22 protein-coding genes are annotated in these 26008 nt (G+C 38.4%); 18 read left to right on the top strand and 4 right to left on the bottom strand.

Annotation, left to right across the window (positions count from 1 at the left end):
- Window positions 1-65: 65 nt before the first annotated feature.
- Complete coding sequence (locus CWB77_RS14280; RefSeq protein WP_109875864.1) at window positions 66-989, bottom strand: glycosyltransferase family 2 protein; 924 nt, start codon at window positions 987-989, stop codon at window positions 66-68.
- A gap of 212 nt (window positions 990-1201) precedes the next feature.
- On the opposite strand from CWB77_RS14280, the gene CWB77_RS14275 reads away from it, so the two are divergent.
- The 14 genes from CWB77_RS14275 to CWB77_RS14210 all read left to right on the top strand — a co-directional run bounded on the left by CWB77_RS14275 (window position 1202) and on the right by CWB77_RS14210 (window position 18593).
- Complete coding sequence (locus tag CWB77_RS14275; RefSeq protein WP_138623302.1) at window positions 1202-2353, top strand: glycosyltransferase; 1152 nt, start codon at window positions 1202-1204, stop codon at window positions 2351-2353.
- Window positions 2354-2362: 9 nt separating this feature from the next.
- Window positions 2363-3775, top strand: coding sequence for a lipopolysaccharide biosynthesis protein (locus CWB77_RS14270; protein ID WP_138623300.1), 1413 nt, complete (start codon window positions 2363-2365; stop codon window positions 3773-3775).
- A complete protein-coding gene (locus CWB77_RS14265) occupies window positions 3768-5159 on the top strand; it encodes an O-antigen ligase family protein (protein WP_055013278.1) in 1392 nt (463 codons plus the stop codon). Before CWB77_RS14270 ends, CWB77_RS14265 begins: the two co-directional genes overlap by 8 nt.
- Window positions 5125-5829, top strand: coding sequence for an acyltransferase (locus CWB77_RS14260; RefSeq protein ID WP_138623298.1), 705 nt, complete (start codon window positions 5125-5127; stop codon window positions 5827-5829). The genes CWB77_RS14265 and CWB77_RS14260 overlap by 35 nt, the downstream gene beginning before the upstream one ends.
- A 4-nt stretch (window positions 5830-5833) precedes the next feature.
- Complete coding sequence (locus tag CWB77_RS14255; protein ID WP_138623296.1) at window positions 5834-6970, top strand: glycosyltransferase; 1137 nt, start codon at window positions 5834-5836, stop codon at window positions 6968-6970.
- Between the two features lie 130 nt (window positions 6971-7100).
- A complete protein-coding gene (locus tag CWB77_RS14250; protein WP_138623294.1) occupies window positions 7101-8594 on the top strand; it encodes a GumC family protein in 1494 nt (497 codons plus the stop codon).
- A gap of 1 nt (window position 8595) precedes the next feature.
- Entirely contained in the window at window positions 8596-9672 is a 1077-nt protein-coding gene (locus CWB77_RS14245) for a glycosyltransferase (RefSeq protein ID WP_138623292.1), read from the top strand.
- 10 nt (window positions 9673-9682) lie between these two features.
- Complete coding sequence (locus tag CWB77_RS14240) at window positions 9683-11482, top strand: sugar transferase (RefSeq protein ID WP_138623290.1); 1800 nt, start codon at window positions 9683-9685, stop codon at window positions 11480-11482.
- A gap of 166 nt (window positions 11483-11648) precedes the next feature.
- On the top strand, window positions 11649-11957 hold the full coding sequence (locus CWB77_RS14235; RefSeq protein WP_010392928.1) for an STAS domain-containing protein: 309 nt from the start codon (window positions 11649-11651) through the stop codon (window positions 11955-11957).
- Between the two features lie 20 nt (window positions 11958-11977).
- Window positions 11978-12832 carry an OmpA family protein gene (locus tag CWB77_RS14230; protein WP_010392927.1) on the top strand — a complete coding sequence of 285 codons (855 nt, stop codon included), beginning with the start codon at window positions 11978-11980 and terminating at the stop codon, window positions 12830-12832.
- Window positions 12833-12835: 3 nt separating this feature from the next.
- Window positions 12836-14920 carry an SLBB domain-containing protein gene (locus CWB77_RS14225; protein WP_055013285.1) on the top strand — a complete coding sequence of 695 codons (2085 nt, stop codon included), beginning with the start codon at window positions 12836-12838 and terminating at the stop codon, window positions 14918-14920.
- A complete protein-coding gene (locus CWB77_RS14220; protein WP_055013286.1) occupies window positions 14917-15621 on the top strand; it encodes a cellulose synthase operon protein YhjQ/BcsQ in 705 nt (234 codons plus the stop codon). The genes CWB77_RS14225 and CWB77_RS14220 overlap by 4 nt, the downstream gene beginning before the upstream one ends.
- 7 nt (window positions 15622-15628) lie before the next feature.
- Window positions 15629-17089, top strand: a complete 1461-nt coding sequence (locus tag CWB77_RS14215) for a SpoIIE family protein phosphatase (protein WP_010392921.1) — start codon at window positions 15629-15631, stop codon at window positions 17087-17089.
- Window positions 17090-17186: 97 nt separating this feature from the next.
- A complete protein-coding gene (locus CWB77_RS14210; RefSeq protein WP_138570664.1) occupies window positions 17187-18593 on the top strand; it encodes a sigma-54-dependent transcriptional regulator in 1407 nt (468 codons plus the stop codon).
- Here the strand turns inward: CWB77_RS14210 and CWB77_RS14205 are convergent.
- Window positions 18588-19607 (bottom strand): glycosyltransferase family 4 protein, encoded by a 1020-nt coding sequence (locus CWB77_RS14205; protein WP_138570663.1) that lies wholly within the window; start codon window positions 19605-19607, stop codon window positions 18588-18590. The two genes, CWB77_RS14210 and CWB77_RS14205, sit on opposite strands and share 6 nt — an antisense overlap.
- Before the next feature lie 21 nt (window positions 19608-19628).
- Between CWB77_RS14205 and CWB77_RS14200 the strand changes: the two genes are divergently transcribed.
- The gene (locus CWB77_RS14200; protein WP_010392915.1) at window positions 19629-19961 is read left to right on the top strand and encodes an Hpt domain-containing protein; all 333 of its coding nucleotides are present in this window, start codon (window positions 19629-19631) and stop codon (window positions 19959-19961) included.
- Here CWB77_RS14200 and CWB77_RS14195 read toward each other — a convergent pair.
- A complete protein-coding gene (locus tag CWB77_RS14195; protein WP_109875850.1) occupies window positions 19958-20830 on the bottom strand; it encodes a gluconeogenesis factor YvcK family protein in 873 nt (290 codons plus the stop codon). The genes CWB77_RS14200 and CWB77_RS14195 overlap by 4 nt on opposite strands.
- Before the next feature lie 167 nt (window positions 20831-20997).
- Here CWB77_RS14195 and CWB77_RS14190 point away from each other — a divergent pair, with 167 nt between their 5' ends.
- Window positions 20998-22998: an ATP-binding protein gene (locus tag CWB77_RS14190; protein WP_138570661.1), complete on the top strand. Its 2001-nt coding sequence runs from the start codon at window positions 20998-21000 to the stop codon at window positions 22996-22998.
- A 60-nt stretch (window positions 22999-23058) separates the two neighbouring features.
- Here the strand turns inward: CWB77_RS14190 and CWB77_RS14185 are convergent, their stop codons facing one another.
- Complete coding sequence (locus tag CWB77_RS14185) at window positions 23059-23919, bottom strand: YicC/YloC family endoribonuclease (protein WP_008464069.1); 861 nt, start codon at window positions 23917-23919, stop codon at window positions 23059-23061.
- Between the two features lie 180 nt (window positions 23920-24099).
- On the opposite strand from CWB77_RS14185, the gene rph reads away from it, so the two are divergent.
- On the top strand, window positions 24100-24813 hold the full coding sequence (rph, locus tag CWB77_RS14180; RefSeq protein ID WP_008111261.1) for a ribonuclease PH: 714 nt from the start codon (window positions 24100-24102) through the stop codon (window positions 24811-24813).
- Window positions 24814-24827: 14 nt separating this feature from the next.
- Window positions 24828-25472: an orotate phosphoribosyltransferase gene (pyrE, locus tag CWB77_RS14175; RefSeq protein ID WP_054202965.1), complete on the top strand. Its 645-nt coding sequence runs from the start codon at window positions 24828-24830 to the stop codon at window positions 25470-25472.
- Window positions 25473-26008 lie beyond the last annotated feature (536 nt).

The raw sequence follows: 26008 nt of genomic DNA, 5'->3' as shown, positions 1-26008 counted from the left end.
TATTTATTTTAGGCTAATACACAACAAGTAGCTTAAACGCTACTTGTTGTGTATTAGCAAAGTAATTATGGTGCAGTAGTAAATGTGGTTTTTAAATCATGTAATAAATGGCGTAAATTACGTTTATGCGGGAATAGCGTAAACGCGGCTGTTGTAATTGATAACGCTTTGAACTTTGCGCCTATTTCTCGATAATATTCACCGTAACATTCTAATATACGTGCTTGTGCTTTTATTTGTGCAATCATTCCAGCATCTCTTTTGCAGCGTGAAACAATTTCTTTCATCGCATTGAGCCTGTTTTTACGATTTGCGGTAATAGAGCCCGCTCTCATCAAGTAATCCATGGCTACGCGCGGCGAAAAAGCTACATCACCAATTCTTGCAAGCTTTAACCAGCAATCCCAATCACTTGCGCTGTTTAATATGTTATCAAATCGGCCGATATAATTAATGGCTGAACGTTTAACCATAACCGAAGAGGTACCAATCACATTGGCAAAAATAAGTAAGTCTATTGGCGATTTTAAGTTTTGATATCCCATATCTTTCTTATCAACAAATTTTGAAAACTCAGGCCAAAAAGAAAAGCAATCCACAATAGGCTCATAATCTTCATTTACATGCATATAATTAGTAAAGCTTAAAACACATTCGGGGTTTTCTTTCATATAACCTAATTGCTCATACAACTTATCATCACTCCAATAGTCGTCGGCATCTAAGAATGCAATATAGTCCCCTTTAGAAGCTGCAATAGCGCGGTTGCGTACATTAACTACACCGGTATTTTCTTGTTCTAAAATAACCAGCTGTGGAAATGTGTTCTGCGCTTTTCTCAACCAATCAACACTGCCATCGGTTGAGCCATCGTCTACAACGATAATTTCTAGACTGACATTTTTTTGAGCAATAACACTACTCAGTGCCTTTGCTAAATACTGTTTGCAATTGTAGTTTGGGATAATAACGCTTATTTCTATATTCATGAGCTGCACCCTGGCTTCTATTAATTAACTAGGTAAGTACTACGCAAGTTAAGCGCCAAGTATTTTTATAGCTTTGTGGGGTGTTTTTTGTCTAATGCTTTGCATTTTGCAATATATGTTCGCAAATTGACTTAAATCTTACCACTTTCAGTGCTTTTTAACCGGGCACAGTTCTTGCGAAATAACCATTAGAATCTTTTGGAGTATTTAGCATGAAACATATAGGTATTGTTGTACCAAGCTTCCATATCCCGTCGGAAACTTTTGTGGTCACAGAAATAAATGCACTTGTTAAAGCAGGGCATAAAGTAAGTGTTATTACCTTTGAAAATTTAAATACCAGTGCCAACCTTGATAGCAGTGTAAATGTAATTATTATTAAAAAGTCTTTTGGTGCTGCTGCTAAATTTGCAACCTTTAAACCGTTAGCAGCACTTAATGCTACCAAAATTGCTTTTCGCTTTACCTCAATCTCAGCCATATCGCTTCTAGGGTATGGGTTAAACATCGCAGAAATAATTAAGCGGCACGGTATCTCCCATATACATTGTCACTTTATGCATGCACCGCTGGCATATTCGATTGTTGCTAGCAAAATTGCGGGTATCAGTGTCTCATCAATCGGTCATGGTCATGATGTTTATGTAAACGATACCGACCTAAAGCTTAAACTTTCGTTATGTGATTTCTCGGTTGCTGTGTGTAAAGACATGGCTCAAAAGCTAAGTAATTACAAGGTAGGAAAAGTTGAGCTATTGCATTGCGGTGTTGATTTAAGCCTATTTAGCTGCACTCCAAATCGACTTAATGAGTCAGTTAAACTGTTATTTATTGGACGCTTAGTTGAGAAAAAAGGACTGCAGTTTCTTTTACCCGCTATAAAAAAATTAAGTAAAAAATACGCAATATGCTTAGACATCGTTGGCGAAGGCCCATTAATGAATGATTTAAAATTTTTGTGTGAAGAGCTCGGGCTTGATAAAGATGTTCGCTTTTTGGGGCGTCGTACGCCTCTTTGGTTATCAAAAAATACCAGTAATTACTCGGCACTGGTTGCGCCATTTTGTGTATCTAGTAATGGTGACAGAGACACCGGGCCTGTGGTTCTCAAAGAGGCTATGGCAAGTGGTATTCCTGTGCTAACAACTAAGCTTATGGGGGCAAAAGAAATTGTAAATGATTCTGTTGGCTTTAAGTGTGAGCCTTCAAGCATTATTGGATTAGAGACTATTTTAACTCAATTTTGTGAGCTTAATCCGTATGAACGATATGCCAAAGGTATCAATGCTAAGCGGTTGGTTGCAAATAAATTTAATGCCAGCTCACAAGCTAAAAAGCTGTCATCTTGGGTGCAAAACTCTTAAGGAATGAAGATGAACGGACTGAAGCAAATAGCCTATTTTGGATTATCAACATTATTGCTCAAAGGGCTTGGCTTTGCTTTACTCCCTATCTCAACTCGTCTTTTAAGCCCGTCACAGTTTGGTGAACTTAATTTTTTAGTCTCTATTTCAGCCGTAATGTCTTTGTTGTTATGCCTAGGGCTACCTGAACTGCTTTTTAAACAGCAAATGAAAAGCGTTGTTTGTAAGCAGGCTTTATTTAGGGATGCGTTGATTTTATGTAGTATGTTAAGCACTGCATTTGTAATTGCTGTTGTATTGTTTGCTGACCTATTGCTGAATTTATTACCTATCTCTGTTAACCATATAGATCTGCAACTATTAGCCGTTAACTTGGCATTTTCGTCGGTATTGTCGATTGTATTTTGCTTTTTTAGATATTACGAAATGGCTAAGCAGTTTTGCTATTTAGCTGTTTTACAAGGGGTCGGGCAAACTCTACTCACCATCGTCTTGCTATATCTAGGCTTTGGTGTAACCGGCGTTATGCTCTCTGGTGTGGTAGCGAGTTTTATTGTACTGATATTGTCACTGTGGCAAATAGCACGCACGATTAATATTAGTTTTAAATGTATCGCATGGAATATTACGCCTAAGAATACGCTGTTTTTGTTAAGCATTATTATCTCTTCGCTCTTTGTGTACGCTAATAATGGCGCAGAAAACTGGTATATTGCAGCCAGTGTGGGCAAAGAAAAGCTCGCTCAATATTATGTCGCTCTGCAATTTGCAGTCATGACCTCGTTCACATTTGAGCCAATCAGAATGTGGTGGTTTTCACGCCGTTTTGACGAGTTAACCGCAAGTCGCAGTCACTATGTGTTTTTATGTGAATTAAGCCTCGAAATTGCGATTGCCCTTTGCAGCATCATGCTACTTGTAGCCCCGCACTTATTCACTCTCGTTTTACCACAAGGTTATTTACTTAATACGTGGCTATTACCCAGTTTAATACTCATTGTTGTGCTGAGGCACCATAGCGATTTACTTAATATTGGTTGTTATATTCACTATAACGGTTTGTTTGTGACTATTATTAATGCAGTTAGTGCTACAAGCGTATTAATTGCATTAAGTTTTTTAGTGCCAAAATGGGGAATATTAGGTGCGGTTGTATCACTTGCGTTGGCGCAAATTTTAAAAACGCTACTGTTTGTAGCTATTAGTCAAAAGCTAGAGCATTTAGCATTTAAAGTACACAGTCTGCTCCCTAGCTGGCTGTGCTTTATTCTTGTGTTTTCGTTAAGTGTGACGCAAGTGTCTTACTACATTGTAGGACAGGTTGCTGTGTTGATATGTTTGTTTGCGGTGTTATTTAAAAAGTATAAACACCACATCACGGGAATATTGCAACGGCTTTTAGCAAGGAAGGCGCATGGTTAACTGGTATAAAGAGCATTACTTATTAATAAATGGCTTAGTGATAACGGCGCTTATTTTAAGCTTATATTCGTTATTTGGGCCCATAGCTGCTTTTGCTTTATTGTTACTGCCATTTGCTGGCGTATTAGCCGTGCGTATTAGTACTGTGTTTATTATCTTATTTATTTTATTTAGTTATTTTAGGATTCATGAGGCATTTGTATTTTTAATGCCGCTTAAAATCCCTAAACTCTTAGCGCTAGCCTCTTTACTGGCCATTTTCTGGCATTTATTTATTTCCAAAACATTAAAACCGCATTGGAGCTCAGCTCATCTTATTTTTGTCATTTGGTTTGTGTGGCTTACCGTGTGTGTGTTTTCGGCTTCAAACCGTGGCGTTGCTATTGAGTATTGGTCTGGAGTGTTGGTTAAAGTTTTTATTATGGTGTTTGTGATCAGCTGGTGGTTAACGCGATTTTCTCACTTTAGTTACGTAAGACTAGGAATTATGATTTCTGGTGTGGCCATTGCGCTGGTGGCACTGAATAACAAAATTAATGGTGTGGGGCTAGTTGAGGGCACCCGAGTCACTATTTCTCGAGAATATCGTTCACAACTGGGCGATCCTAATGATTTATCTTTAGTGCTGATGTTTCCTGTGTCTTTTTTAGCTGCTGAATTATTTAATACATACAACAATCCATATCGACGATTATTTGCAGGCGTTGGTTTAATTTTGGCTATTTCAGGAGTGATAGCTACGCAAAGCCGAGGCGGCCTATTAGGTATTGCTGCTATTTTGAGTTTCTTTTTATATCAAAAGGTAAAAAATCCAGTGGTTGTGGCTGCATGTGGGGCAGTTGCCATGCTTGCCATGATGGTCTTTGCGGGGATTTCAGATAGGCAAAGTGGTGGTGCTGCTGAAAGTGGAGTTGACGAGTCTGCTATGGGTCGAATATATGCTTGGCAAGCTGCAATAAACATGGCGCTTGCTAACCCGCTAACAGGAGTTGGGGTAAATAACTTCTTCGTAAACTATTACTTTTATAGCCCGCACTGGGATGGCAAGAATCATGCAGTGCATAGTACGTGGTTTCAGGTGCTTGGTGAAACAGGCTTTGTTGGTATATGTATTTTTTTACTGGTTATCGCCAGTATTTATCGCAGCTTGTCTCGAGTATTTTGCATTAATAAGCTTAACTTTAATCCTGAAGTGACAGTGAATGCTAATGCGCTAAAAGCCGGTTTAATTGGTTTTATGGTTGCAGGTACGTTTTTAACTCAAGCTTTTACGTGGCCTTTGTACATCATTTTGTCGCTGACCATTGCCCTAGAAAAGCTGACTATCGATAGTAATAAGGATTCGTCTTATGGTGACCCAACTAAAGTATTGGCTAAAAAATAGTAACAGCCCCTCGGCAAAACGTTTGTTTAAATTTGCAAAGTCGCTGCGTAATCCACAGCTACCCGTTATTCCTCTACTACACAGTGGGCTTTATCATCTGCACCACTTTATAAAGCAGTTTGTTCATGAACTGCTGAGAATATTTTATTACACCCCATTATTTAAAAGCCAAATTCAAGGCAGTAAAAAACGTTTATATTTATATTCGGGTATGCCTCAGATAATTGGTAAATTAAGGGTTGAATGTAAAAACGATGTCAGGATCTCGGGGATCAGCACTTTGTGTGGCCGTGTAAGTAATGAGCGTGAGCCTCTATTAAGTATTGGTAATAATGTTGATATTGGCTGGCAAAATGCGTTTTCGGTAGGACGAAAAATTGTACTTGAAGATGATGTAAGACTTGCGGGACGTGTTTTTTTAGCAGGCTTTCCTGGTCACCCAATTGATTGTGAACGTCGTGCGAACGGCCAAAGTGATGACGAGAGTCAAATTGGCGATATTATTATTAAGCGTGGCGCATGGATTGGGACCGGTGTTACGGTACTTGCTGGAGTAACCATAGGTAAAGGAGCCATTATAGGGGCGGGCAGTGTGGTAACCAAAGATATTCCCGATTTTACTATTGCGGCAGGTAATCCGGCTAGAGTAGTTAAAAATATAGTGGAGTGAACGAATGAAATTTATTGTTTTTGCAGAAGATTGGGGGAGCCACCCTAGTAGTACTCAGCATTTATTTTCAGAGCTTGCAAAAAGACAGCAAGTGAATTGGGTTAATTCTGTAGGAATGCGTAAACCTAGCGTAAAGCTGCACGATATAAAACGTATTTTTAATAAATTTAAGCAGCTATTTCAACCCTCTAATAATAGTAAAATAGCCACGCCTAAAAATATGACGGTATATAAACTGCCTATTTTACCATGGCATGATAATCGCTTAGTGCGCTGTTATAACCGTTGGGTTTTCTCTCGCCATATTGGTGCTCATAAAACCAGTGAACCTATTGTATATTGGTTAAGTGTGCCAACGGCATGCTATCTGTTTGATAAAAGAGCTGCCGACTCGTTAATTTATTATTGTGGTGACGATTTTAGTGCGCTGGCTGGGGTTGATCCTGTGCTGATTGCGCCTTTTGAGCAGCAGCTGATTAAAAACGCAGATCTTATTTATGTGATCAGCGAGTTATTAAAAACTAAAATGCCTGCTGAAAAAACTAAGTTACTAACACATGGTGTGAGTTTTGATTTATTTACGAGTAATGTCGACAAAGCCGCAGAAATCAGCGCTATTAAAACCCCCATTATTGGCTTTTATGGCAGTATCAATGCCTGGCTAGATATCCCTTTGTTAATGGCGTTGGCCACTGCTAGGCCGCAATATCAATTGGTATTAGTTGGCGATATTACCACTCCCATTTCAGGGTTGTTGCAGTTTAAAAATGTAACGCATATTAGTGCGGTTGAGCATAAACGGTTGGTATCTTTCTCGGCTCATTGGGATGTATCTATTTTACCATTTGTCGATAATGAGCAAATTAGGGCTTGCGACCCGCTTAAATTAAAAGAATATTTAGCGGTAGGCAAACCGATAGTCGCAACCGATTTCGCGGCAGTGAATCATTATCACTCGCAAATTTTTATCGCTCAGTCACAGAATAACTTTATTGAAAAAATTGATCAGGCGTTGTCACTCAGTCAAGCAAAATTAAGTTTATTGCATGCAGTCCAAAAAAACATAGCGAAAGAGCATAGCTGGCCGGTAAAAGCTCTCACTGTGATCAACGATCTACAAATATTAAATCCCTCCGATTAAACCATAACTATAATATTGGCGCGCCCTGTGCAACTACTCCATTAAAGAAGGCTATTTACGCTGTAAATTTTTATTTTGCAAATAGCCGCAAAGTTTCGCATAGCAATATGCAAATCAATGGGTAGCGAATATGTTAGTTAGAGAGCAAATAAAAAGATTACTTTATTTAGCTTTGTACGCTGTTTACACCAGGGCAAAGTTATTTGTTTTGCCGTTGCTGATTGTACCCGTAGTAGTGATTGTACTCGCGGCAACGTCACAAAAACAATATACAAACCACGCCACTATTCTTATAGAAGAATCGGCGCTGCTTAATCCCTATTTAGATGATTTGTCGTTCTCGTTTGATTTATCAAATAGGATGGCAGCTTTGCGCACCTTAGTGATCAGCCGCAAAGTTCTGATTGCCGTGGCAAAAGAAACCAATTTAGTACCAAAGGATGCATCCCCCGCCAAAATAGAAAAAATACATCAAGAGCTTTCACAGGCGCTTTCCTTATCATTGGTGGGAGACGAGCTAGTTCGGGTTAACTTTATTTGGCATGACCAAACCCAAATGAAGGCGGTGCTAGAAAAAGTGGTAGAGAAATTTATAGAAAGTTTATTAGCCCCAACGAAAGCATCACTGGATACCTCTGAGCAATTTTTTTATCAGCAACTGGTAAGTTTAAGAGAAGAGTTGGAGATTTCTGAGGCTTCATTGGCAAGCTTTAAAGCAAAAAACAGTAATACCTTACCCGCTGTTTTACACAGTAATAGGCAAACTTTCGATAAGTTATTAAGTGATCAACAACAAAAGTCCATTGTGCTCTCAGGCGCTAATGCCAAGCTTGAGGCACTTACTACAAAAATGGGTCAAGCAAACCCGATTCTCGGTCGTATAGAAGAGAAAATAATTACTGCAGAATCAGAGCTCAGTTTTTTAAAAACCCGCTATACCGATAAACACAGCAAAGTGGTTTCAAAAAAGCGCGAACTACTCAGTATTAAAGCGCGGCAACAAGCGTTAATTGAAAGTGGTAAAGGCCTTGATGCCACTAATATTGATCAGCTTTGGCAAATGGCTAATACCTTACCCAGTGGAAATGACAATGAAAGTAATGTGTTGGTGTCACAAATACTCGCTCTAGAAGAAGCTAAAAATAATGTTCTGCAGCATCAGCAAGAATACGACATGTTAGAAAAACAAGTCAATTCAGTAAGTGATCGCTTATTAGTAACCAGTGATATAGAAAAACAACTTAGAAAGCTCGAGCGTGACTACGATGTTAAACAGTCATTATATAAAGACATGTTAGGGCGTTACGAAATGGCAAAAGTGACAGGCAAGCTGGTTAAGTATGAAGGCCCTGACAAAGTTAAAACCATTGAGCGAGCTTATAGTCCCACTCAACCAATTAATACTTCACTCGTGGTGGCAATTATTATGGGTATTGTTTTAGGCATATTTACCAGTGTCACCTGTGTGTTTGTTGCTACCTTATTCGACAGTCATTTAAAAGATATTCAAACCATTGAAAAACTATCGTCACTAGACGTGGTTACCATTTTACCCATTGTTGGTCACAGCACGTTACATGCTGGGGTTAGTCCATCAATGCACTTCCTTAGTGAGGGAAATTAACATGAACGTTTTACATTTAGTTCAACACTTTAAAATAGGTGGGCTGGAAAAAATGGCCGTGACTTTAATGCAAAAAAGTCGATTTGCAGACACCAGTATTATTGTTTCTTTGGAAGGGACTGAACGGGATGCAGTAAATGAATGGCCAGCACTGTCAGCCTTTGAGCAAAAACTTATAAGCTTAAACAAAGCCCCTAGATTTGAACTAAGTGTAATTAAAAAGCTTAGTGAAATAATTAAAAAACATAATATTACAGTGATTCATAGCCATCACATTGGCCCAATGCTTTACGCTAGCCTCACCTGTTTAGTTAACCCGAGTGTTAAACACGTATCGACAATTCATGATGCGTGGTATTTAAAAAATTTTAAACAGCGAGTGATCACAAAGGTATTGAATAAGCTAACTAAAATCCATTGGGTGGCTGATGCAAACGTGGTCGCTAATGAGTTTTATAACGAAACTGCTATTAAAGCTGATAGTACTATTCTTAACGGCATTGATTTTCAGCAGTTTATAGATACAGATGACGCTAATGCACGGATTAAGCTTAACTTACCGCACGACAAAAAACTTATTGGCTGTTCTGCGCGTTTAGAGCCAGGTAAGGGTCATTTAGATTTAATTAAATTACTGCCCGCGCTACCCAAAGAGATTGAACTCGTATTTGCTGGGAATGGCAGTTTACGTTTTTCATTGATGAGTGCTGCAGTGTCACTAGGTGTGGTAGAGCGAGTACATTTTTTAGGAAATGTGCAGCATATGGAATTATTTTATTCTGCCATTAATGTGATGTGCTTGTACTCGCAACGAGAGGGCTTACCTCTATCTATTTTAGAGTCGATGGCATGTGGCAAAGTAATAGTGGCAACTGATGTCGGTGGCATTAGCGAAGTGGTCAGTAATGAGCAGGGTATTTTAGTAAAGCCTAATGATTCTTTTGGCTTAAAACTTGCCCTATTGAAAGCATTGGAAATGAAGCACGGGCAATGCATTCGAGAGTATATTCTCTCAATTGCGGATGCAAACACAATGAGCGAAGCCTATGACCATTTTTATAATGGCTTAGCTTCATAAGGGGATTACAATGACTTTTTTACTGATTACATTGGCGATTTTGATAGTGTTGGTACTGTACCATCATGTTGGTTACTTATTGTTATTAAAGCTTTTTAGTAACGATGAAGCAAACGTCGAATCAAGCGCTACCCCGCCAACCACGCGCTTTGGTATTTTAATGTGCGCCTACAACGAGCAAGAACATATTCGTGAAAAGCTCTATAACCTGGGCTCTATGTTATACAGCACAGAGCAGTATGCTATTCATATTTACCTTGATGGCTGTACAGACAAAACCTATGACGAGGCGATGATTGCTCAATCGCATCTTGCAAAGCAAAATGTAGTGTGCCATTTGCATTTTAATAAGGTCAATAAAGGCAAGTCGTTTGGTGTTAATGAGTTAATAAAACTAACCAAGCCTAATTACGATGTATTGCTGTTCACCGATGTTAGTGCGTTACTGAGCGTTGATGTACTAAATAAAATTGATACTGATTTTAAAGACCCTCAGGTCAATGTGATCACTGGGGTTTATATATTAGATGACTTAGCCACCAAAGAGCAGCAACAGTATTGGCAATATCAAAATAAAGTAAAAAGTATGGAGTCATCATTAGGCGCTGTTATTGGCGTACCTGGTGCCATGTTTGCTATACGCGCCGAATATGCCCAGTTATTAGATGCGAGCACTATAAACGATGATTTTATTTTGTCGATGAAAGCACTTAATAAAGGTGGTAAAGCGCTAGTAAATAGCGAGATCAACATTGTTGAACGTGAATGCGATAAACAAAGCCATGATTACGCAAGAAGAGTAAGGTTAGGTGCTGGCAATTGGCAACAAATTAAAATGCTGTCTGAGCTATTTAATCCAAAATTAGGCTGGGTAAGCTTTAATTATATTTCGCACAAGGTATTACGTGGCATTATGCCCATTATACTGGTACTGATTTATGGATTACTAATTTCTCTGGCGGTTTTTTCTAACGTGTTTTTAGCCAAAGTAGCCTGTATTACATTAGCCGTTGTACATGGACTGGGTGCATTAAAACAGCTTTTGAGCATAAAGACTAAATGGCCGGTGATCGACAGTATTAACTATATTGTAGCGGCATACTTGTGTGCTTTTTGGGGGATTATTAAATTTGAACGCGGTGAATATAGTGAGCATTGGCAGCGCGTTCACCAAACTAAGCAGTCTAATAATCTTGTGATTAGAGCAGTAAAGCGCGGCATTGATATTTTAGGCTCCACTATTGGCCTAATTATTCTGTCTCCTGTAATGATCATGGTTGCATTGGTGATTAAGTTCAGCTCTAAAGGACCAGTGTTGTTTAAACAGTTACGAGTAGGGCAGAGTGATGATGACTTTGTGGCACTTTTTAACGTATTAAAATTTCGCTCTATGGTGGTTGATGCTGAGGTTAAAAGTGGAGCGGTGTGGGCAAGTAAAGATGATCCGCGTATTACCTCGGTAGGGCGGTTTATTCGCAAAACAAGATTAGATGAATTACCACAATTATGGAATGTACTCATAGGCGATATGTCGCTGATAGGGCCACGTCCTGAACGACCTGTTTTTTATTCAAAACTTGAAAAAGATATTCCGTATTTTTGTCAGCGTACCTATGGCATAAAACCAGGCATATCTGGGTTAGCACAAGTGATGAATGGTTATGATGAAACTATTGATGATGCACGCAATAAAATTGGCTGGGATTACGCCTATATGTTGAGCACCTCATCAGCTCGTAGCTGGTGTTATATGGAATTGACTATTTTATTTAAAACATTGGTTGTTATTTTTACTGGTAAAGGCCAATAACCCGCTTCGCATAATGCAATTGCACACCCAAAAAGCAATTGCATTATGCACTTCTATTTCAAAAATCAATTAACAAACCATTAAAGTTAATATATTTCAGTGGTTTAAGTTTGGCATTCTTCTTGTAACTGTCTATTTGAGTTCATACTTTTAATAGGTAATTAAAATGAAAAATGTAGCCAACAAAACCGATCAAACCGTTATTACCATTCCTGATGACTTTTCAGGCTTTGCTGTCGATGAGCTAAAAGATCAGTTTGAGCTGCTCGTTGAGCAAGACTCGAATTTTGTTGTTTTAGACTTTTCTAAAACCGAATTTATCGACTCTTCAGGAATAGGTGCTATTGTTTTCCTATATAAAAGAATTGAAAAACATAGTAATAAGCTATCTTTACTTAATGTCACAGGACAACCGTTTAAGTTAATGAATTTATTAAGAGTGGATAAAACCATTCCATTTATTGACGCTGTGTAGAGGTTACCAGGGAGAGTTTTATGAAGGCGCGCATAGCAATTGTCATTTTCATATTTTTAGGTGGGTGTGCTTCTTGGCCGGATGAAGGACAAGGAGGTATGGCCGAAAAATACCAAAACTATCCATTAGATGATCAGCAGCTTGATGAAACATTTAATCAACCTGAGGGTATTGTTCGTAGTGAGTTTGAGCACTTAGAACTTAAGCTTGAATTATTAAAGTCGCAAGATATTAATGCCTGTATGCCAGCGCAGTTATTAAAAGCTCAAATTTATGAAAATCGTATCCGACGTTTAATTGCAGCCCAAATGTGGGAAGACGCGGAGCACGACTTATTAATTCATTATCATGGCCTTAATCAATTAGCTAATCACTTTGATACCGTTAGAAAGTTGACTAATTGCGCTGCATCGACTGATGAACAACCCGCTTTAGTTAATGTAAAAGAGCAAATAGCGGAGTTGTTAAATAGTGATAACCAATTTGCATTCAATGCCTTTGAAATAACCCCTAAATATGCCGTACGGGTTGCTCAAGCAGCCGATTTAATTAAACAATTAGAAAGTATTAGTATTTTGCTTATCGGGCATACTGACTCTGTAGGCAGTAAAAATAGTAATTATGAGCTGGCTTTAAAGCGCGCTGAAACTGTTAAGCATTGGCTGGGTGTTTATGGCGTGCCTACCTATAACATTACCACTTTAACCCAAGGCAGTTTAAAACCATTTAGTGAGTCGGAGCAAAGTGAGCAAAAACGCCATTCAGACCGCCGAGTTGAGGCTATTATATTAGATGCTAACGCGCAAAGTGAAAATAGCAAACAAGTAAAGTCACTAATGAATTGGACTAAAATTATTGAAAAGAAAAAGGAGTAATGTATGAGATTTATTTTTACTGTCTTCGTTTTTTTCTTTTTAATAACGAACTCTACGTTTGCAGCGCAAGCCGATGAATCCATAGTACAAGCAGGTAATAAGCTGTTTTTATATGTGCCAGGGGAACTTGAATTTGAAACAACTTTTGAGGTCGACAAAAAAGGTCAAATTAATATACCTGAGGTGGGGCAGTTTCAGGTAGGTAATAAAACGGTTGCGCAAATAGAGGCAGAACTTAAACCTATTCTTGCAGAGTTGTTTGTTGCAATAGATGACTTTTATGTGGAGCTGAGAAGCAGAGATATATTTATTAATGTTTTAGGGTATGTGATCACACCCTCACAGGTGAGTATTCCCGATGATGGTAATATTCAAATGGTGATAGCTAAAGCAAATGGCCTAAGACCTGGCGCACAGCTCGATCGCTTACAAATAAGGCGCAAAGATGAAGTAATTGAATTTAATTACAAAGCATATTTAGACTCAGGCGACATAAATTTATTACCAAAGCTTAAAAGTGAAGATACTGTGTTTGTGCCTGTTTCTCCACTCCTTGGTAACGTACAAATTGATTTTGATGCACAAACGCTTAGTGCTACAGGGGATGCAAGCGACAACAGTGCCATTACTATGCTTGGCGAAGTGCATAACCCTGGTAGTTTTTCGTTTAAAGAAAATATGACGCTTCTAGATGCGCTGATGCGTGCGGAAGGGGTTACTCGCTATGCGGATGTAACTAAAATTAGAGTGATTGTTGATAAAGCTCCTGTTATTTTTGATTTAAAAGCATATTTAGATAAACCTACAGATAGCAACATGCCGCTACTAAAAGCGGGATCAACCATATATGTGCCGATTATGGTGGATGATGTAAATACCACATCACGCACGGTTTATATTATGGGTGAGGTACAAAAGCCCGGTGCCTATGAGGCTGCCGACAGTACTAACTTTTTAGACATTTTAGCAAATGCAGGGGGCCCAACGCGCTTTGCAGAAACACGGCAAATAAAAATATTAACCCCTGCTGGAGAGAGCATACTTTTTGATTTACAGGGTTATAGTGAGGGATTAACCACCGCTAAAGTGCCCGATTTAAACCCCGGTGATGTAATATTTGTTCCTGAAAAAACAGATGTTAACGAAAAAAGCTGGTTAAAAATTCCGACAAAACGAGCGATTAAAATTATAGGCGCTATTCAATCTCCTGGTCGTTATGAGTGGAGTGATGAAATGGACTTTACTGATTTGTTAGCGCATGCTGGTGGCCCCACTAAAGGGGCTAACGTGAACGATATTAAAATTTTGCGGAATGGCGATGTCACCCAGCGATTTGATCTTGAAAAGTACACCATTACTAACGGTGAAATTGCGCTGCCGAGTTTAATTGCTGGCGATACTATTATTGTTGAAGAGTTACCAGTAGACCCCGGAGACAATAAATCGCAATGGATACGTCAAGAATCGAGCAAGTCTATTTATATCATGGGGCAAGTAGGTTCCCCTGGGCGCTATGCGTTCAATGACAATATGCATTTTATTGATATTTTGGCAGCAGCAGATGGTCCTAATGGTAGTGCGGATATTCGTAATATTAGAGTTACGCACCGTAATGGTAATCGCGCTCGAGTGAGCAAACTTGATTTAGCGATGTATTTTGAAACTGGTGATGAAACGTTATTTCCTCATGTGTCACCCGGCGACACAATATTTATTCCAGAAAAAGACAAAGATTGGTTACGTACCCCTAAAGAGCGAGTTGTTCGTATTATGGGGGCAGTGCAAAAGCCGGGTCGATATAACTTTGATGATACGATGTCTATTTTAGATGTGCTTGCTGAAGCTGGAGGGCCGTCAAGTTCAGCTCTCATTGACAAAATAGTGGTTGTTAACCATTCATGCTGTAAAGAACAATCTCGCGTGTTTAATCTTGAGGAATTTATAAAGTCTCCAAACTCGGCCAATATTCCGGTACTTAGAGCTGGAGATACGCTATATGTGCCCGATAAAGGTCAAGACCTAATTAGTCAATTTAAAGATAACTTCCTCGACTTTATAACCATAATTGCCTTGGTGATAAGCTTATGAACTTGATACCTGGGCAGTACCATGAACTAGAAACCATCTGTAACACCTTGATTGATGATGAAGCACGGTGCGTGACGTTTATTTCTTTGTACGGTGGCGAAGGTTCATCCACAGCCTGTATTAGTGTTGCTCAACGTTTAAAAAGTCAAAATAAGTCAGTACTCGTTATCGACCTTAACCCTATTAGTTCGTTTCGTTTAGACAAACAGCTGCCTACATTGACTAAGTTGTGGCGTTTTGATGATATTTCCTGTCAGCTCAGTGTTATGCCTTATCAAGGTATTGAAGTACTTACAATTCACAATTTAGAGTCAATTGATTCAGCAAAAAACAAACATGTTTTAAATGAAGCGGTACTGCGTTTAAAGCAAGAATATGATTATGTGTTGCTGGATATGTCGCCAGCATTAAAGTTAAATCGTAATAATGTACCACTGCATTCTTTAAGCTTATGTAGCGAGCTGACCTTGGTTACTATTGCGCTAGGTATTAATAATGAAGAGTCGTTATGTCAAGGCGTTGCAGAACTTAAGCAAGCGGGTCATAGCAATATAAAGTTACTGGTAAGTCAACATAGCTTTGCTCCTTTAGGGGAGCGCATGCTACTGCTCTTCCAACGACATTCTTCAAAATGGCCAAGGTTGTGCGCTTTTTTAACCAGCAAAATAAACAAGCAAAAGTGGTTGTTTAAACATTACTGAGACTTTTATGGATATATTATTTGAGCGGCGTTTTGAATTATTATGGCCGACCTTAACTGAAATACGCCAAGTACTTAAGCATGTACTGGGCGCTTTATCGGTGACCAGAGATGAAGCGGATGCAGCAGGCTTAGTCGCAACCGAATACCTAACTAACTTAATTCGCCATAATGAGGGCGATGAGCAGCTTATAATGTTGCGTATTAACCAAATAAATCATGATACTTACCAATTAACTTTTATAGATGAACTTAAGCCTTATAATTTATTTAAACAAAACAACTCATCATGGACATTAGCATCGGATGAGTTGGTAGAAGGAGGGATGGGGGTCGAGCTTATTCGCCATTACTTTGCTGATGCTACCTATGACACGCGAGCAGGTAAAAACTATTTTTCTTTTCCTTTAACGAACATTGATAAGCGACCGAGTATTATTTATGTCGACGATGACATCACTCAGTTGGCATTAATGAGCGCCTACCTAAAAGATAAATTTAATGTCATCACCTGCGAAAATATAGAGGCTGGTTGGCAAGCTATTTTAACCTCTGATGCTAGTATATTGTTACTTGATCATAAACTTAAACAAGGAACGTGTGAGCCATTACTGGAAAAGCTTAATAAATCGAATTTAAAATCTCAGTTATCGGTGGTGATGTTAACTGGCGATGATAGCGAAGAAGTGATCAGTAAAATTAATCGATTAGGGGTTGATGATTACTTAATAAAACCAGTTAAAAAAAATAAGTTATTACAAAGCATAGAGCGAGTAACTCATCGATTTGCATACTTGTCCTATCAAAGTACATTCGGATTAACACCTTCTAAAGTGCTTTTAGGGCATGGAAAAACAGCGCATATTTTTGGCTCTATTAGTGTGGGTAATGGCGGTGACTTTTTTATGCCAATTAATGATGAAGGTACTGCTTTTATACTCGGTGATATGATGGGCCATGGCTTACAAGCGCTCAAAGAAAGCTTTGCTATAAAAGGTTTTATAAGTGGCTTTTTAGCGACCGGGTTAGCGTATCAAGAAATGCTCGTTGCGCTGAATAATGCGCTTTATAAACAGCAATTATGTAAATCAAGCTTAGTCACTTTAATGATTTGTTTTTTAGAAAATAATAAGTTGTATTGGCTCAATGCTGGCCATCCCGCACCGGTTATTATCAGTAAAAATGGTGAGCTATCTCAGCTAAATGGTACCGGACCATTGCTTGGGCTGTCTAATGATCATCAATATACTTTATATGAAGCCAAGCTCGATAATGTTGAACACATTATACTTTACACTGATGGTTGGACGGATAACCGCTTTACCGATAAAGACGAAATGACTGAATTAAAAAAAATCATCCCTATGCAAAGCTCCTCAGCAGAGGATTTTGCACACTCGTTATGGAAAAATTCTCAGGTTGCGCTTTCTAAAGAAGTGGATGATGCCTCATTAATAATCATCAATTGAATTTGATTTAATTAACTATGTATAGTTAACTTAATATCCATAAGTTAATATTTTTTCTCTAAATAATTCTTAGCGAGTCGCTAAAAGGAATGGGATTATGCCACCAACAATACTGATTGTAGAAGACACCCAGTCGCTTGCTATGATGTATCAGTCTTATCTTTTACCGACAGGTGTAAACACACTGGTGGCAAATGATGGGGCAACCGCTCTTGATATTATTAATAAAATAAAACCCGACCTGATAGTGCTTGATGTCATGTTACCCGACATGAACGGGCTAGATATTCTAGCTCAGCTAGAACCTGATAACTTTCCGCAAGTTGTTGTATTAACTGGGCATGCTACCAAAGAAATGGCGATTCAAGCGATTAAGTTAGGCGCTAGTGATTTTTTAGAAAAGCCTGTAGAGGCAGAACGTTTTCGTATAACTATTAACAACACTCTCAAAATAAAAGATTTAAAACAAACGGTCACCAAGTATAAAAATATTTATGAAAATGGCCGTTACTTTGACTTGATTGGTAGCTCCAAGCAAATGCAATCGGTGTATCAAGTTATTAGCTCTGCTGCAGCGAGTAAAGCCACAGTCTTTATTACCGGTGAAAGTGGTACTGGCAAAGAGCTTTGTGCACGGGCAGTTCATCAAGCCTCTACTCGTGCCGACAAGCCCTTTGTTGCACTTAATTGTGCTGCTATCCCCAAAGATTTGATTGAAAGTGAAATATTTGGCCATTTAAAAGGTGCTTTTACTGGAGCAATTGCAAACCGATTGGGTGCCGCAGGGCAGGCGGATGGGGGGACATTGTTTTTAGATGAGTTATGTGAAATGGATATTAATTTACAAAGTAAATTACTTCGTTTTATTCAAACAGGTACTTATCAACAAGTCGGTAGCGAAAAACAAGTTAAGGTTGATGTGAGGTTTGTTTGTGCTACCAATAGAAACCCGCTTGCTGAGGTTGAGGCAGGTCGATTTAGAGAAGATTTGTATTACAGATTACATGTTATTCCTATTGAGTTGCCGCCACTTAGAGAGCGCGGCAGAGATATTATCGAAATAGCGCAAGCGCTATTTATTAAAATAGCCAAGGAAGAGCAACATCCTTATAAAGGGATAACCGATGATGTGAAGCACTTTTTAGCACAATACGATTGGCCTGGTAATGTTAGGCAGCTGGAAAATGTGATCCGTAATATTTTAGTGCTTAACCCACAAGAGTGGATTGATGTATCTATGCTACCAGCATTGCCACAAAGCCCGCAAAAAGAGTCAGGTAACGAGGGGCTGGTTAAAGAGCAACATACATCGTTACCAGTTCAAGAGTTTGAAGAGTTACCGCAGGTTGAAAGTGAGGTTAAGGCTTTGTGGATCGCCGAAAAAGAATATATAGAGCGGGTCATAAAAATATGCGCAACTAATATTCCCAAAGCTGCCGCTCTTTTAGATGTAAGCCCTTCAACCCTGTACCGAAAAATTAAAGGGTGGGAAGAAAATTTATAATAATGTTTTTGCTGTATAAGCATTTTGCAGCAAGTTAAATTGTTTTCTACCTGAAAAACGCTCCTCAAGCATAGTGTATGCTGAGTGTGCCATTTCGCTTTTTTGCGTTGTAGATAAGGCAAGTAATGATTCTATCGATTGTTGGCACTCTAGTGTATTTGCTGATTTCATTAAAAAGCCATTAACCCCATTGTTTATAATGCTAGGAATAGCACCCACAGGGCTGCTAATAACTATTTTATAATGCGCCATACTTTCTAGAAGCGTCATAGGCAGGCCTTCTTCTCTTGAGCAAATAAGTAGGGCATCTAAATGCTGCCAAATATCGTCTCGGGCTGTTAAGCCATGGTAATTAAGGTTGTTTAGCTGTGGAATACGATCACGCATCGGGCCATCACCAAAAAGGTGAAACTGCACCTGTTTATTAGTCTGCATACTTTCAGCTAACTCATAAAATATATCAGGGCCTTTTTCATAAGATAAGCGCCCAACAAACCCGATTCTAAGTAACGGTTGTGCAAAATCAGTGCTGGGAGGTTCGGTTATTGCTATGAAGTTTTCTAGTAATTGAGCATTTGTTATTGTTTTAATTATTTTTTCAGACACTGCAAAGTTGGTTGATAATCGACTAAGCCATAAATCTAGTCTGTTATAAAGCCACATCTTTCCTTTGCCAGTTTCCCCCGCGTGATAGGTACTAACACAATGATTATTCGTGATCTTACATACTAAACGCCCCAAAATACCGGCTTTGTAACCATGGGTATGAATAACTGTATTGCGATCATAACTGCGAAACCGTTTGATTAAACTAATGAGTGTACCTTGCAGAAAATTATACGGTATGCTTTGCTTATCAAGTAACTCGTAAAACTCATTATTCCCATGATTTTTATAAAATAAAATTGAACAACTAACCTGATTTCTGTGAAGCAGCTTGTATAACTCTATAATATGAGTTTCAATACCACCAATCATTGAAGAGTCTACAAACAATATAATCTGATTATTCACAATGAGCTCCAAAAGAAAATTATGATAGATACATCTGTAATAGAACAACTAAAGTATGATGTTGGTGATAGTATGGCCATTGAACTGATAAACGTTTTTGTTGATGAGTCTAAAAAGTTAGTGGCGCAAATGCTTTCCTCAACCGATGCCGCAGAAATTGAACTGTGCGCTCATAGCTTAAAAAGTAGCGGTTATAGTTTTGGTGCAACAAGATTAGCGCAAACGTGCCAGCTTATTGAGCAGCAAGTTAAGGTCAATGGCTTAGACACCGAGGTTGTAACCCTCTTAAAGTTAGCTGATGCACAAAGTAAAAAAACCTTCGAACATATGAGAGAACTTACCCAAAATCATTAAGCGTGTTTTTCAGTATTAAAAGAGCTTTTTAATAACTCTGAAAATACATTTTTTAGTTCATTAATATTATGTAAATGCTTGCCTGTTTCCTTACACTTCTCTCCCTGTTGTAAAATTTCAATAATGGCAGAAGGAGAAATACTTAAATCGTATACTTTAGTGGCGAGCTTCTTTTGTAACCAGTCAATGCCGGCAATTTTTGTATGTTGCATCACGCTGCTTTCTTGCGCTGTGTTTTCAATAAATACTCTACACGCAGAGGTTTTTTTTATTGCTTCAGTGATTTCTGTAATTAAAAAAGCAGGCATTACGCTAGTAATAATACTACCTGGGCCAATGATTATTAAATCGGCATCTAAAATAGCCTCAATAGTACCTGTTGCTGGCGGCACTGCTTTTGATAAGTAAACGGTGCTTGGTAGCTCGTTTAAGGCATCAATCGCGCATTCACCAAATATTTTTTCACCATTGTTTAGCTCGGCTACTAAATCTGTGGGTAAATCAGACATAGGCAACACAGTCTCTTTGTTACCAAGCAAATGGTTAAAAGCAGCAATAGCTTCAGTGGGAGACTGTGTTTGCTGGATTAACCCCAGCAGTGTTAAATTTCCTAAGCAATGACCCGCCATATCACCATGAGTAAACCTATGTTCATACATAGCCTGGGCTTGGGTACCTTCACCGGCAAGTTGAACACAGCAGCGCCTTATATCACCTAAAGCGATACAATTTTGCTCCTCTCTAATGCGTCCAGTGCTACCACCATTATCAGTAGTCGCTACAATCGCTGTTAGGTGGCTACATAAGGGTTTTATCGCACTTAATACTTGCGCTAATCCGTGACCCCCACCAATACATACTATCTTCATAGCTATGCCTTAATGTATTTATTTATATTAATAAAGCAGAAATCATTCCATCCTGCCAAAAAAATAACTCAATGATTTATATTAAATTTTGTTCTATATTTATTAGTCATAACATCGATTTTGGTATTTTTTGCAAAACGCGATGCATTTTAGCTGAGGGAATGGGTATGCAACGTAATGAATTAATGACTCTTACGGAACTACAGAAGCAGTTAGCGTTATTGCACCAGTGTGATGATGAAATTGATATTTTAGCCACTATGTCAGCTTTACTACAGCCATTGCTTCAATACCAAGACTGCATAGTTTTAAAGAAAACACATCATCATTTTTTAACTATCGGCACAACTAATATCGATTTTTATGAGAAAACATGGCCACCATGTGCTGCATTTATTCAGGCTCTAAAAAAAGGTTACTCATATAGTTGCAATCCCTTGCCAGAACAATTATTTGCTTTATCAGAAGAGGTGAATAACCAGAATAAAAAGACAGCGTTGTTAATGGGGGTTGATACGGGTAAAGAGCAGTGCTTATTTATTTTCACCCATGTGATCAATAATATTAACCATAATATTTTGGCTTCACACTCAATAATTTTGTTTCTTCAGCAAGTATTTCACGCTTTTCTTCAATTAAATAAGTTACATGCGCAAACCCATCAATCTGTTTTACTACTTGATAAATTTTCTCAGCTTTCTACTTTATTTAAAGAATTAGCCAGTGAGTGGTTTTGGCGAACCGAGCCAGATATGACCTTTACCAGCGTTAATAATTTAGAAAGAGAAGATAATACCTATGCGCAAATATTTATTAATAAAACCATTGAGTCTTTGCGTACTAAAAATGAGCAAAAAAACACGCTGAAATGGCAAGCTTTTGCTGCACTAGTCGCTGAGCATGAGGATTTTAATGGTTTTGAATTTGAGGTTAAGGCCCCGATACCTTTGTGGGTATCGCTCAATGGTAAGTCGCAATTTGACGAAAACGGAAATTTCATTGGCTATTTAGGTATTGCCAAAGATATCACAGTCTCAAAAGAGCGAGAGACTGCACTTGAAAATGAAAAGCTTAAAGCTGAGGAAGCCAGTAAAACAAAAACAAAATTTTTAACCATCATGTCGCATGAAATAAGAACCCCCATGAATGCGATTATGGGGATGATAGAGTTATTAATAGATACCGATTTAACTCAAGAGCAACGTCAATGGTTGAATTATGCAAACTCTAGTGCTGATATTCTTTATGGATTAATTACCGACGTATTAGATTTTTCAAAAATTGAATCAGGGACTGTATTAATCGCCAATAAACCGCTAAATGTAAAACTGCTTATTGAGAATATCGTTGGGCAATTGCATATTATTGAAGACAGTGAAGATATTATTTTTTCAGTTTCGATTAATGACGATATCCCTACCTATATTATGGGTGATGAATTTAGGCTGGGGCAGATACTATTTAATCTCATTGGCAACGCATTCAAGTTTACTCACTCAGGACATATTGCATTATGTGCAAATATTGTAGATGACAAACTAAAATTTACTATCGAAGATTCAGGGGTAGGCATTGCAAAGAAAGATCTAAGCTTTATATTTCAGCCGTTTCGACAAGTTAACGAAGGTATAAACAGAAAAAATGAAGGAGTAGGGTTAGGCCTCAGTATTTCAAAAAATCTAATTGAGCTTATGGGGGGCTCTATTAATGTTGAAACGCAGTTAGGGTTAGGTAGTACATTTACTATTTTACTGCCATTTAAAGAAGCGATTATTGATGAAATTAAACCCGAGTTTTCATCAAAACAGCCTGTACTATCAGTTCTGGTTGCTGAAGATAATAAAACCAATCAAGTGCTTATTAAGGCGTTTTTACAAAAGCTAAATCACAAAGTCACGATTGCAAATGATGGAGTGGAAGCAATTGAGTTTATGAAACTCAAACATTTTGATTTAATTTTAATGGACATCATGATGCCGACTATGGATGGACTAAGCGCCACGCAGCATATTCGTCATGAGCTGTTAAGTGATATTCCTATTTTTGCACTAACCGCAAATGCTTCAACCGATGACAAGGCATCATGTTTTAAAGTAGGTGTTAATAAAGTGCTTACCAAGCCTATTAAGTTTGAAACCTTAAAAGCGTCTTTAAGTACGCTTTTATAGCCGGTAATAAAAAAGGCCATAATTAGGAATAATCATGGCCTTTTCTAACGTTATAGTTTGTTATTCTATATTCTGAATTTGCTCACGCATTTGCTCTATCAATACTTTTAGCTCAACTGCAGCATTGGTGATGTCGCTGTTGATTGATTTAGAAGCTAGGGTATTTGCTTCACGGTTAAACTCTTGCATCATAAAATCTAAACGACGACCACAAGCACCACCTTTACTCAAAATTTTACGTGTTTCTTTAACGTGCGATTTTAAACGATCAAGTTCTTCTGCTACATCTTGCTTTTGTGCAAGGTAAATCAGTTCTTGTTCAAGACGTGACTCATCAATATTTGTTGTTAAATCTTCAAGTTTTTGTATTAACTTTTCACGTTGCCATTTAGTAATTTCTGGCATGTGTGCTTCAACAATATCAACTTGCTCTAAAATGGCGGTTAATCTTGTAGTTATCATTTCTTCAAGGTTTGCACCTTCATCACCACGTGCCGATTTAAAGTCTTCAATTACTTGGTCAAGCCCAGTAATGAGTGCTGTATTTACACTATCCATATCAATTTCTTGCGCTTCCATCACGCCAGGCCAACGCAAAATGTCAACAGGATTAATATCACCATTGCTTTGTTGTTGTACCCACTTAGCACTATTAATTAGCTGCTCAGCAAGAGATTGATTAATTGATAATTCACCAACATGTGCAGGGTTTGCTACAAATTTTAAGAAAACTTCGACCTTACCACGCTGTAAGTGCTTACGCAGACGCTCGCGTATAACGGGCTCCATGCCACGAAATTGCTCTGGTGCACGAATAAAGGTTTCAAGATAACGTTGGTTCACTGAGCGAACTTCCCACGTGCCAGTGCCCCATTCGCCTTTTATTTCGCGACGCGCATAAGCTGTCATACTGTGGATCATGGATGTTTTCCTACATTTTTAAATACAATATTACGATTATTATACCGTAACACTGCCCAAGCTCTAAAGAAAATTTAACACTGCTGAGTGTTTTTTAAACACACTTTAATATAAATCAACATGGCATCTGTATTCACATCAACATATAATGTGGCAAATTCAGAATTAAGGGGATCGTCAATGCGTCCAAGCGAAAGAACACCTAATCAAATTAGACCGGTTACGTTTACACGTAACTACACTCTGCATGCTGAAGGTTCAGTATTGGTAGAGTTTGGCAACACTAAGGTACTTTGTACTGCGACAGTTGAGGCTGGCGTACCACGCTTTATGAAAGGCCAAGGTAAAGGTTGGGTAAACGCAGAATATGGCATGTTACCGCGCGCAACACACACACGTAATAGTCGTGAAGCAACGCGAGGTAAGCAGGGCGGTCGTACAATGGAAATTCAGCGTCTGATTGCTCGCTCTTTACGTGCAGCAATCGATCTAAAAGCACTCGGTGAAAACACAATTACTATTGATTGTGATGTAATCCAAGCTGATGGTGGTACACGTACAGCGTCTATCAGCGGTGCATGCGTTGCGCTAGTTGATGCACTAACGTATATGCGTGCAAAAGGGATGATTAACTCAAACCCACTTAAACATATGATCGCTGCTATTTCTGTTGGTATATATAAAGGCCAAGCGATTAGCGATTTAGAATACCTAGAAGATTCTGACGCTGAAACTGACATGAATGTAATTTTAACTGAAACCGGTAAAATTATTGAGGTACAAGGAACCGCTGAGGGTGAACCTTTCTCGTTTGACGAACTTGATGAGCTACTTACACTCGCTAAGCATTCAATTCGTGAAATTATTGATGTACAAAAGCAAGCACTAGCATAAATAGGTAACTGGCAATGAAAGAATATCAAAAAGAGTTTATTGAGTTTGCTTTAGAAAAGCAGGTATTAAAGTTTGGCGAGTTTACTTTAAAGTCTGGCCGTACTAGCCCTTACTTCTTTAATGCGGGTTTGTTTAATACAGGTCGTGACTTAGCGCGCTTAGGTCGCTTTTATGCAGCGGCACTTGAAGATGCAGCAATTGAATATGATGTACTATTTGGTCCTGCTTATAAAGGTATTCCAATTGCAACAACAACCGCAGTTGCGTTAGCTGATCATTATAATAAAGATGTACCTTATTGTTTTAACCGTAAAGAGAAAAAAGCACACGGTGAAGGTGGTAGCTTAGTTGGATCTGAGCTTAAAGGTAAGATCATGTTAGTTGATGATGTGATCACCGCCGGTACAGCTATTCGCGAGTCAATGGAAATTATTGCGGATAATGGCGCAGATTTAAGTGGTGTTTTAATTGCACTTGATCGTCAAGAAAAAGGTAAAGCAGAGCTTTCTGCTATACAAGAAGTAGAACGTGACTTTAATACTCAAGTTACTTCAATCGTTAAATTGGCTGATTTAATTAGTTACCTAGAGCTCCAAGGAACTATGGATGAGCATTTAGCCGCGGTAAAAGCTTACCGGGATCAATATGGTGTAGCATAAATAGTAGCCTCGCAAATGCGGGGCTTTATTTTGCCTAAAATAGAGCAAAAGTAACTCCTACTTATATTAAGGCTTTGCTAATACACATAAACAAAAGCCACCTTCAGGTAGGCACTATTAATAGCCGTGATTTTATTAATACTGTGGTATCACTCTTACCTACTTCAATTCACCGTAGTAACATTAACAGTATGCTAGCTGCAGCGTCTTATTTTCCTGACTTTGTTATATATGGGATCTATTCGGGTAGATTATTGCTAGTGATCATTATGATCATCTTAGTTGCGAGTGTTTTAATAGAGCTTATTCAAGTAGATATAACGGTTAAAAGCTTAAGTTACGTGTTTATTGTTAATAAATTGATAGTTATGTTGTGTTTTTAGTACCTATTGTTCAAATATCCAACGAACAGTCGTTTATTTCAAGTTTTCTTCAAAAAAGGGTTGATCTGTTTTCGGATCTCCCTATAATGCGACCCCACTGAGACGGGGAACGCCAACGCATAGCGAGGCACGAGCTACTCAGTGAGTCGAGTA

The organism is Pseudoalteromonas sp. S1610 (genome assembly GCF_005887465.1).
Taxonomy (GTDB): Bacteria; Pseudomonadota; Gammaproteobacteria; order Enterobacterales; family Alteromonadaceae; genus Pseudoalteromonas; species Pseudoalteromonas undina.
The sequence above is the reverse complement of the archived record's forward strand: the minus strand, read 5'-3'. Positions and strand labels throughout refer to the sequence as shown.

Coding starts and splice junctions, on each gene's coding strand:
- CWB77_RS14225 (WP_055013285.1), top strand. CDS start 12,836: ATGAGATTTATTTTTACTGTCTTCGTTTTTTTCTTTTTAATAACGAAC.
- CWB77_RS14195 (WP_109875850.1), bottom strand. CDS start 20,830: ATGAAGATAGTATGTATTGGTGGGGGTCACGGATTAGCGCAAGTATTA.
- CWB77_RS14280 (WP_109875864.1), bottom strand. CDS start 989: ATGAATATAGAAATAAGCGTTATTATCCCAAACTACAATTGCAAACAG.
- CWB77_RS14240 (WP_138623290.1), top strand. CDS start 9,683: ATGACTTTTTTACTGATTACATTGGCGATTTTGATAGTGTTGGTACTG.
- CWB77_RS14245 (WP_138623292.1), top strand. CDS start 8,596: ATGAACGTTTTACATTTAGTTCAACACTTTAAAATAGGTGGGCTGGAA.
- CWB77_RS14270 (WP_138623300.1), top strand. CDS start 2,363: ATGAACGGACTGAAGCAAATAGCCTATTTTGGATTATCAACATTATTG.
- rph (WP_008111261.1), top strand. CDS start 24,100: ATGCGTCCAAGCGAAAGAACACCTAATCAAATTAGACCGGTTACGTTT.
- CWB77_RS14250 (WP_138623294.1), top strand. CDS start 7,101: ATGTTAGTTAGAGAGCAAATAAAAAGATTACTTTATTTAGCTTTGTAC.
- CWB77_RS14235 (WP_010392928.1), top strand. CDS start 11,649: ATGAAAAATGTAGCCAACAAAACCGATCAAACCGTTATTACCATTCCT.
- CWB77_RS14275 (WP_138623302.1), top strand. CDS start 1,202: ATGAAACATATAGGTATTGTTGTACCAAGCTTCCATATCCCGTCGGAA.
- CWB77_RS14215 (WP_010392921.1), top strand. CDS start 15,629: ATGGATATATTATTTGAGCGGCGTTTTGAATTATTATGGCCGACCTTA.
- CWB77_RS14210 (WP_138570664.1), top strand. CDS start 17,187: ATGCCACCAACAATACTGATTGTAGAAGACACCCAGTCGCTTGCTATG.
- CWB77_RS14220 (WP_055013286.1), top strand. CDS start 14,917: ATGAACTTGATACCTGGGCAGTACCATGAACTAGAAACCATCTGTAAC.
- CWB77_RS14200 (WP_010392915.1), top strand. CDS start 19,629: ATGATAGATACATCTGTAATAGAACAACTAAAGTATGATGTTGGTGAT.
- CWB77_RS14190 (WP_138570661.1), top strand. CDS start 20,998: ATGCAACGTAATGAATTAATGACTCTTACGGAACTACAGAAGCAGTTA.
- pyrE (WP_054202965.1), top strand. CDS start 24,828: ATGAAAGAATATCAAAAAGAGTTTATTGAGTTTGCTTTAGAAAAGCAG.
- CWB77_RS14260 (WP_138623298.1), top strand. CDS start 5,125: ATGGTGACCCAACTAAAGTATTGGCTAAAAAATAGTAACAGCCCCTCG.
- CWB77_RS14255 (WP_138623296.1), top strand. CDS start 5,834: ATGAAATTTATTGTTTTTGCAGAAGATTGGGGGAGCCACCCTAGTAGT.
- CWB77_RS14185 (WP_008464069.1), bottom strand. CDS start 23,919: ATGATCCACAGTATGACAGCTTATGCGCGTCGCGAAATAAAAGGCGAA.
- CWB77_RS14265 (WP_055013278.1), top strand. CDS start 3,768: ATGGTTAACTGGTATAAAGAGCATTACTTATTAATAAATGGCTTAGTG.
- CWB77_RS14230 (WP_010392927.1), top strand. CDS start 11,978: ATGAAGGCGCGCATAGCAATTGTCATTTTCATATTTTTAGGTGGGTGT.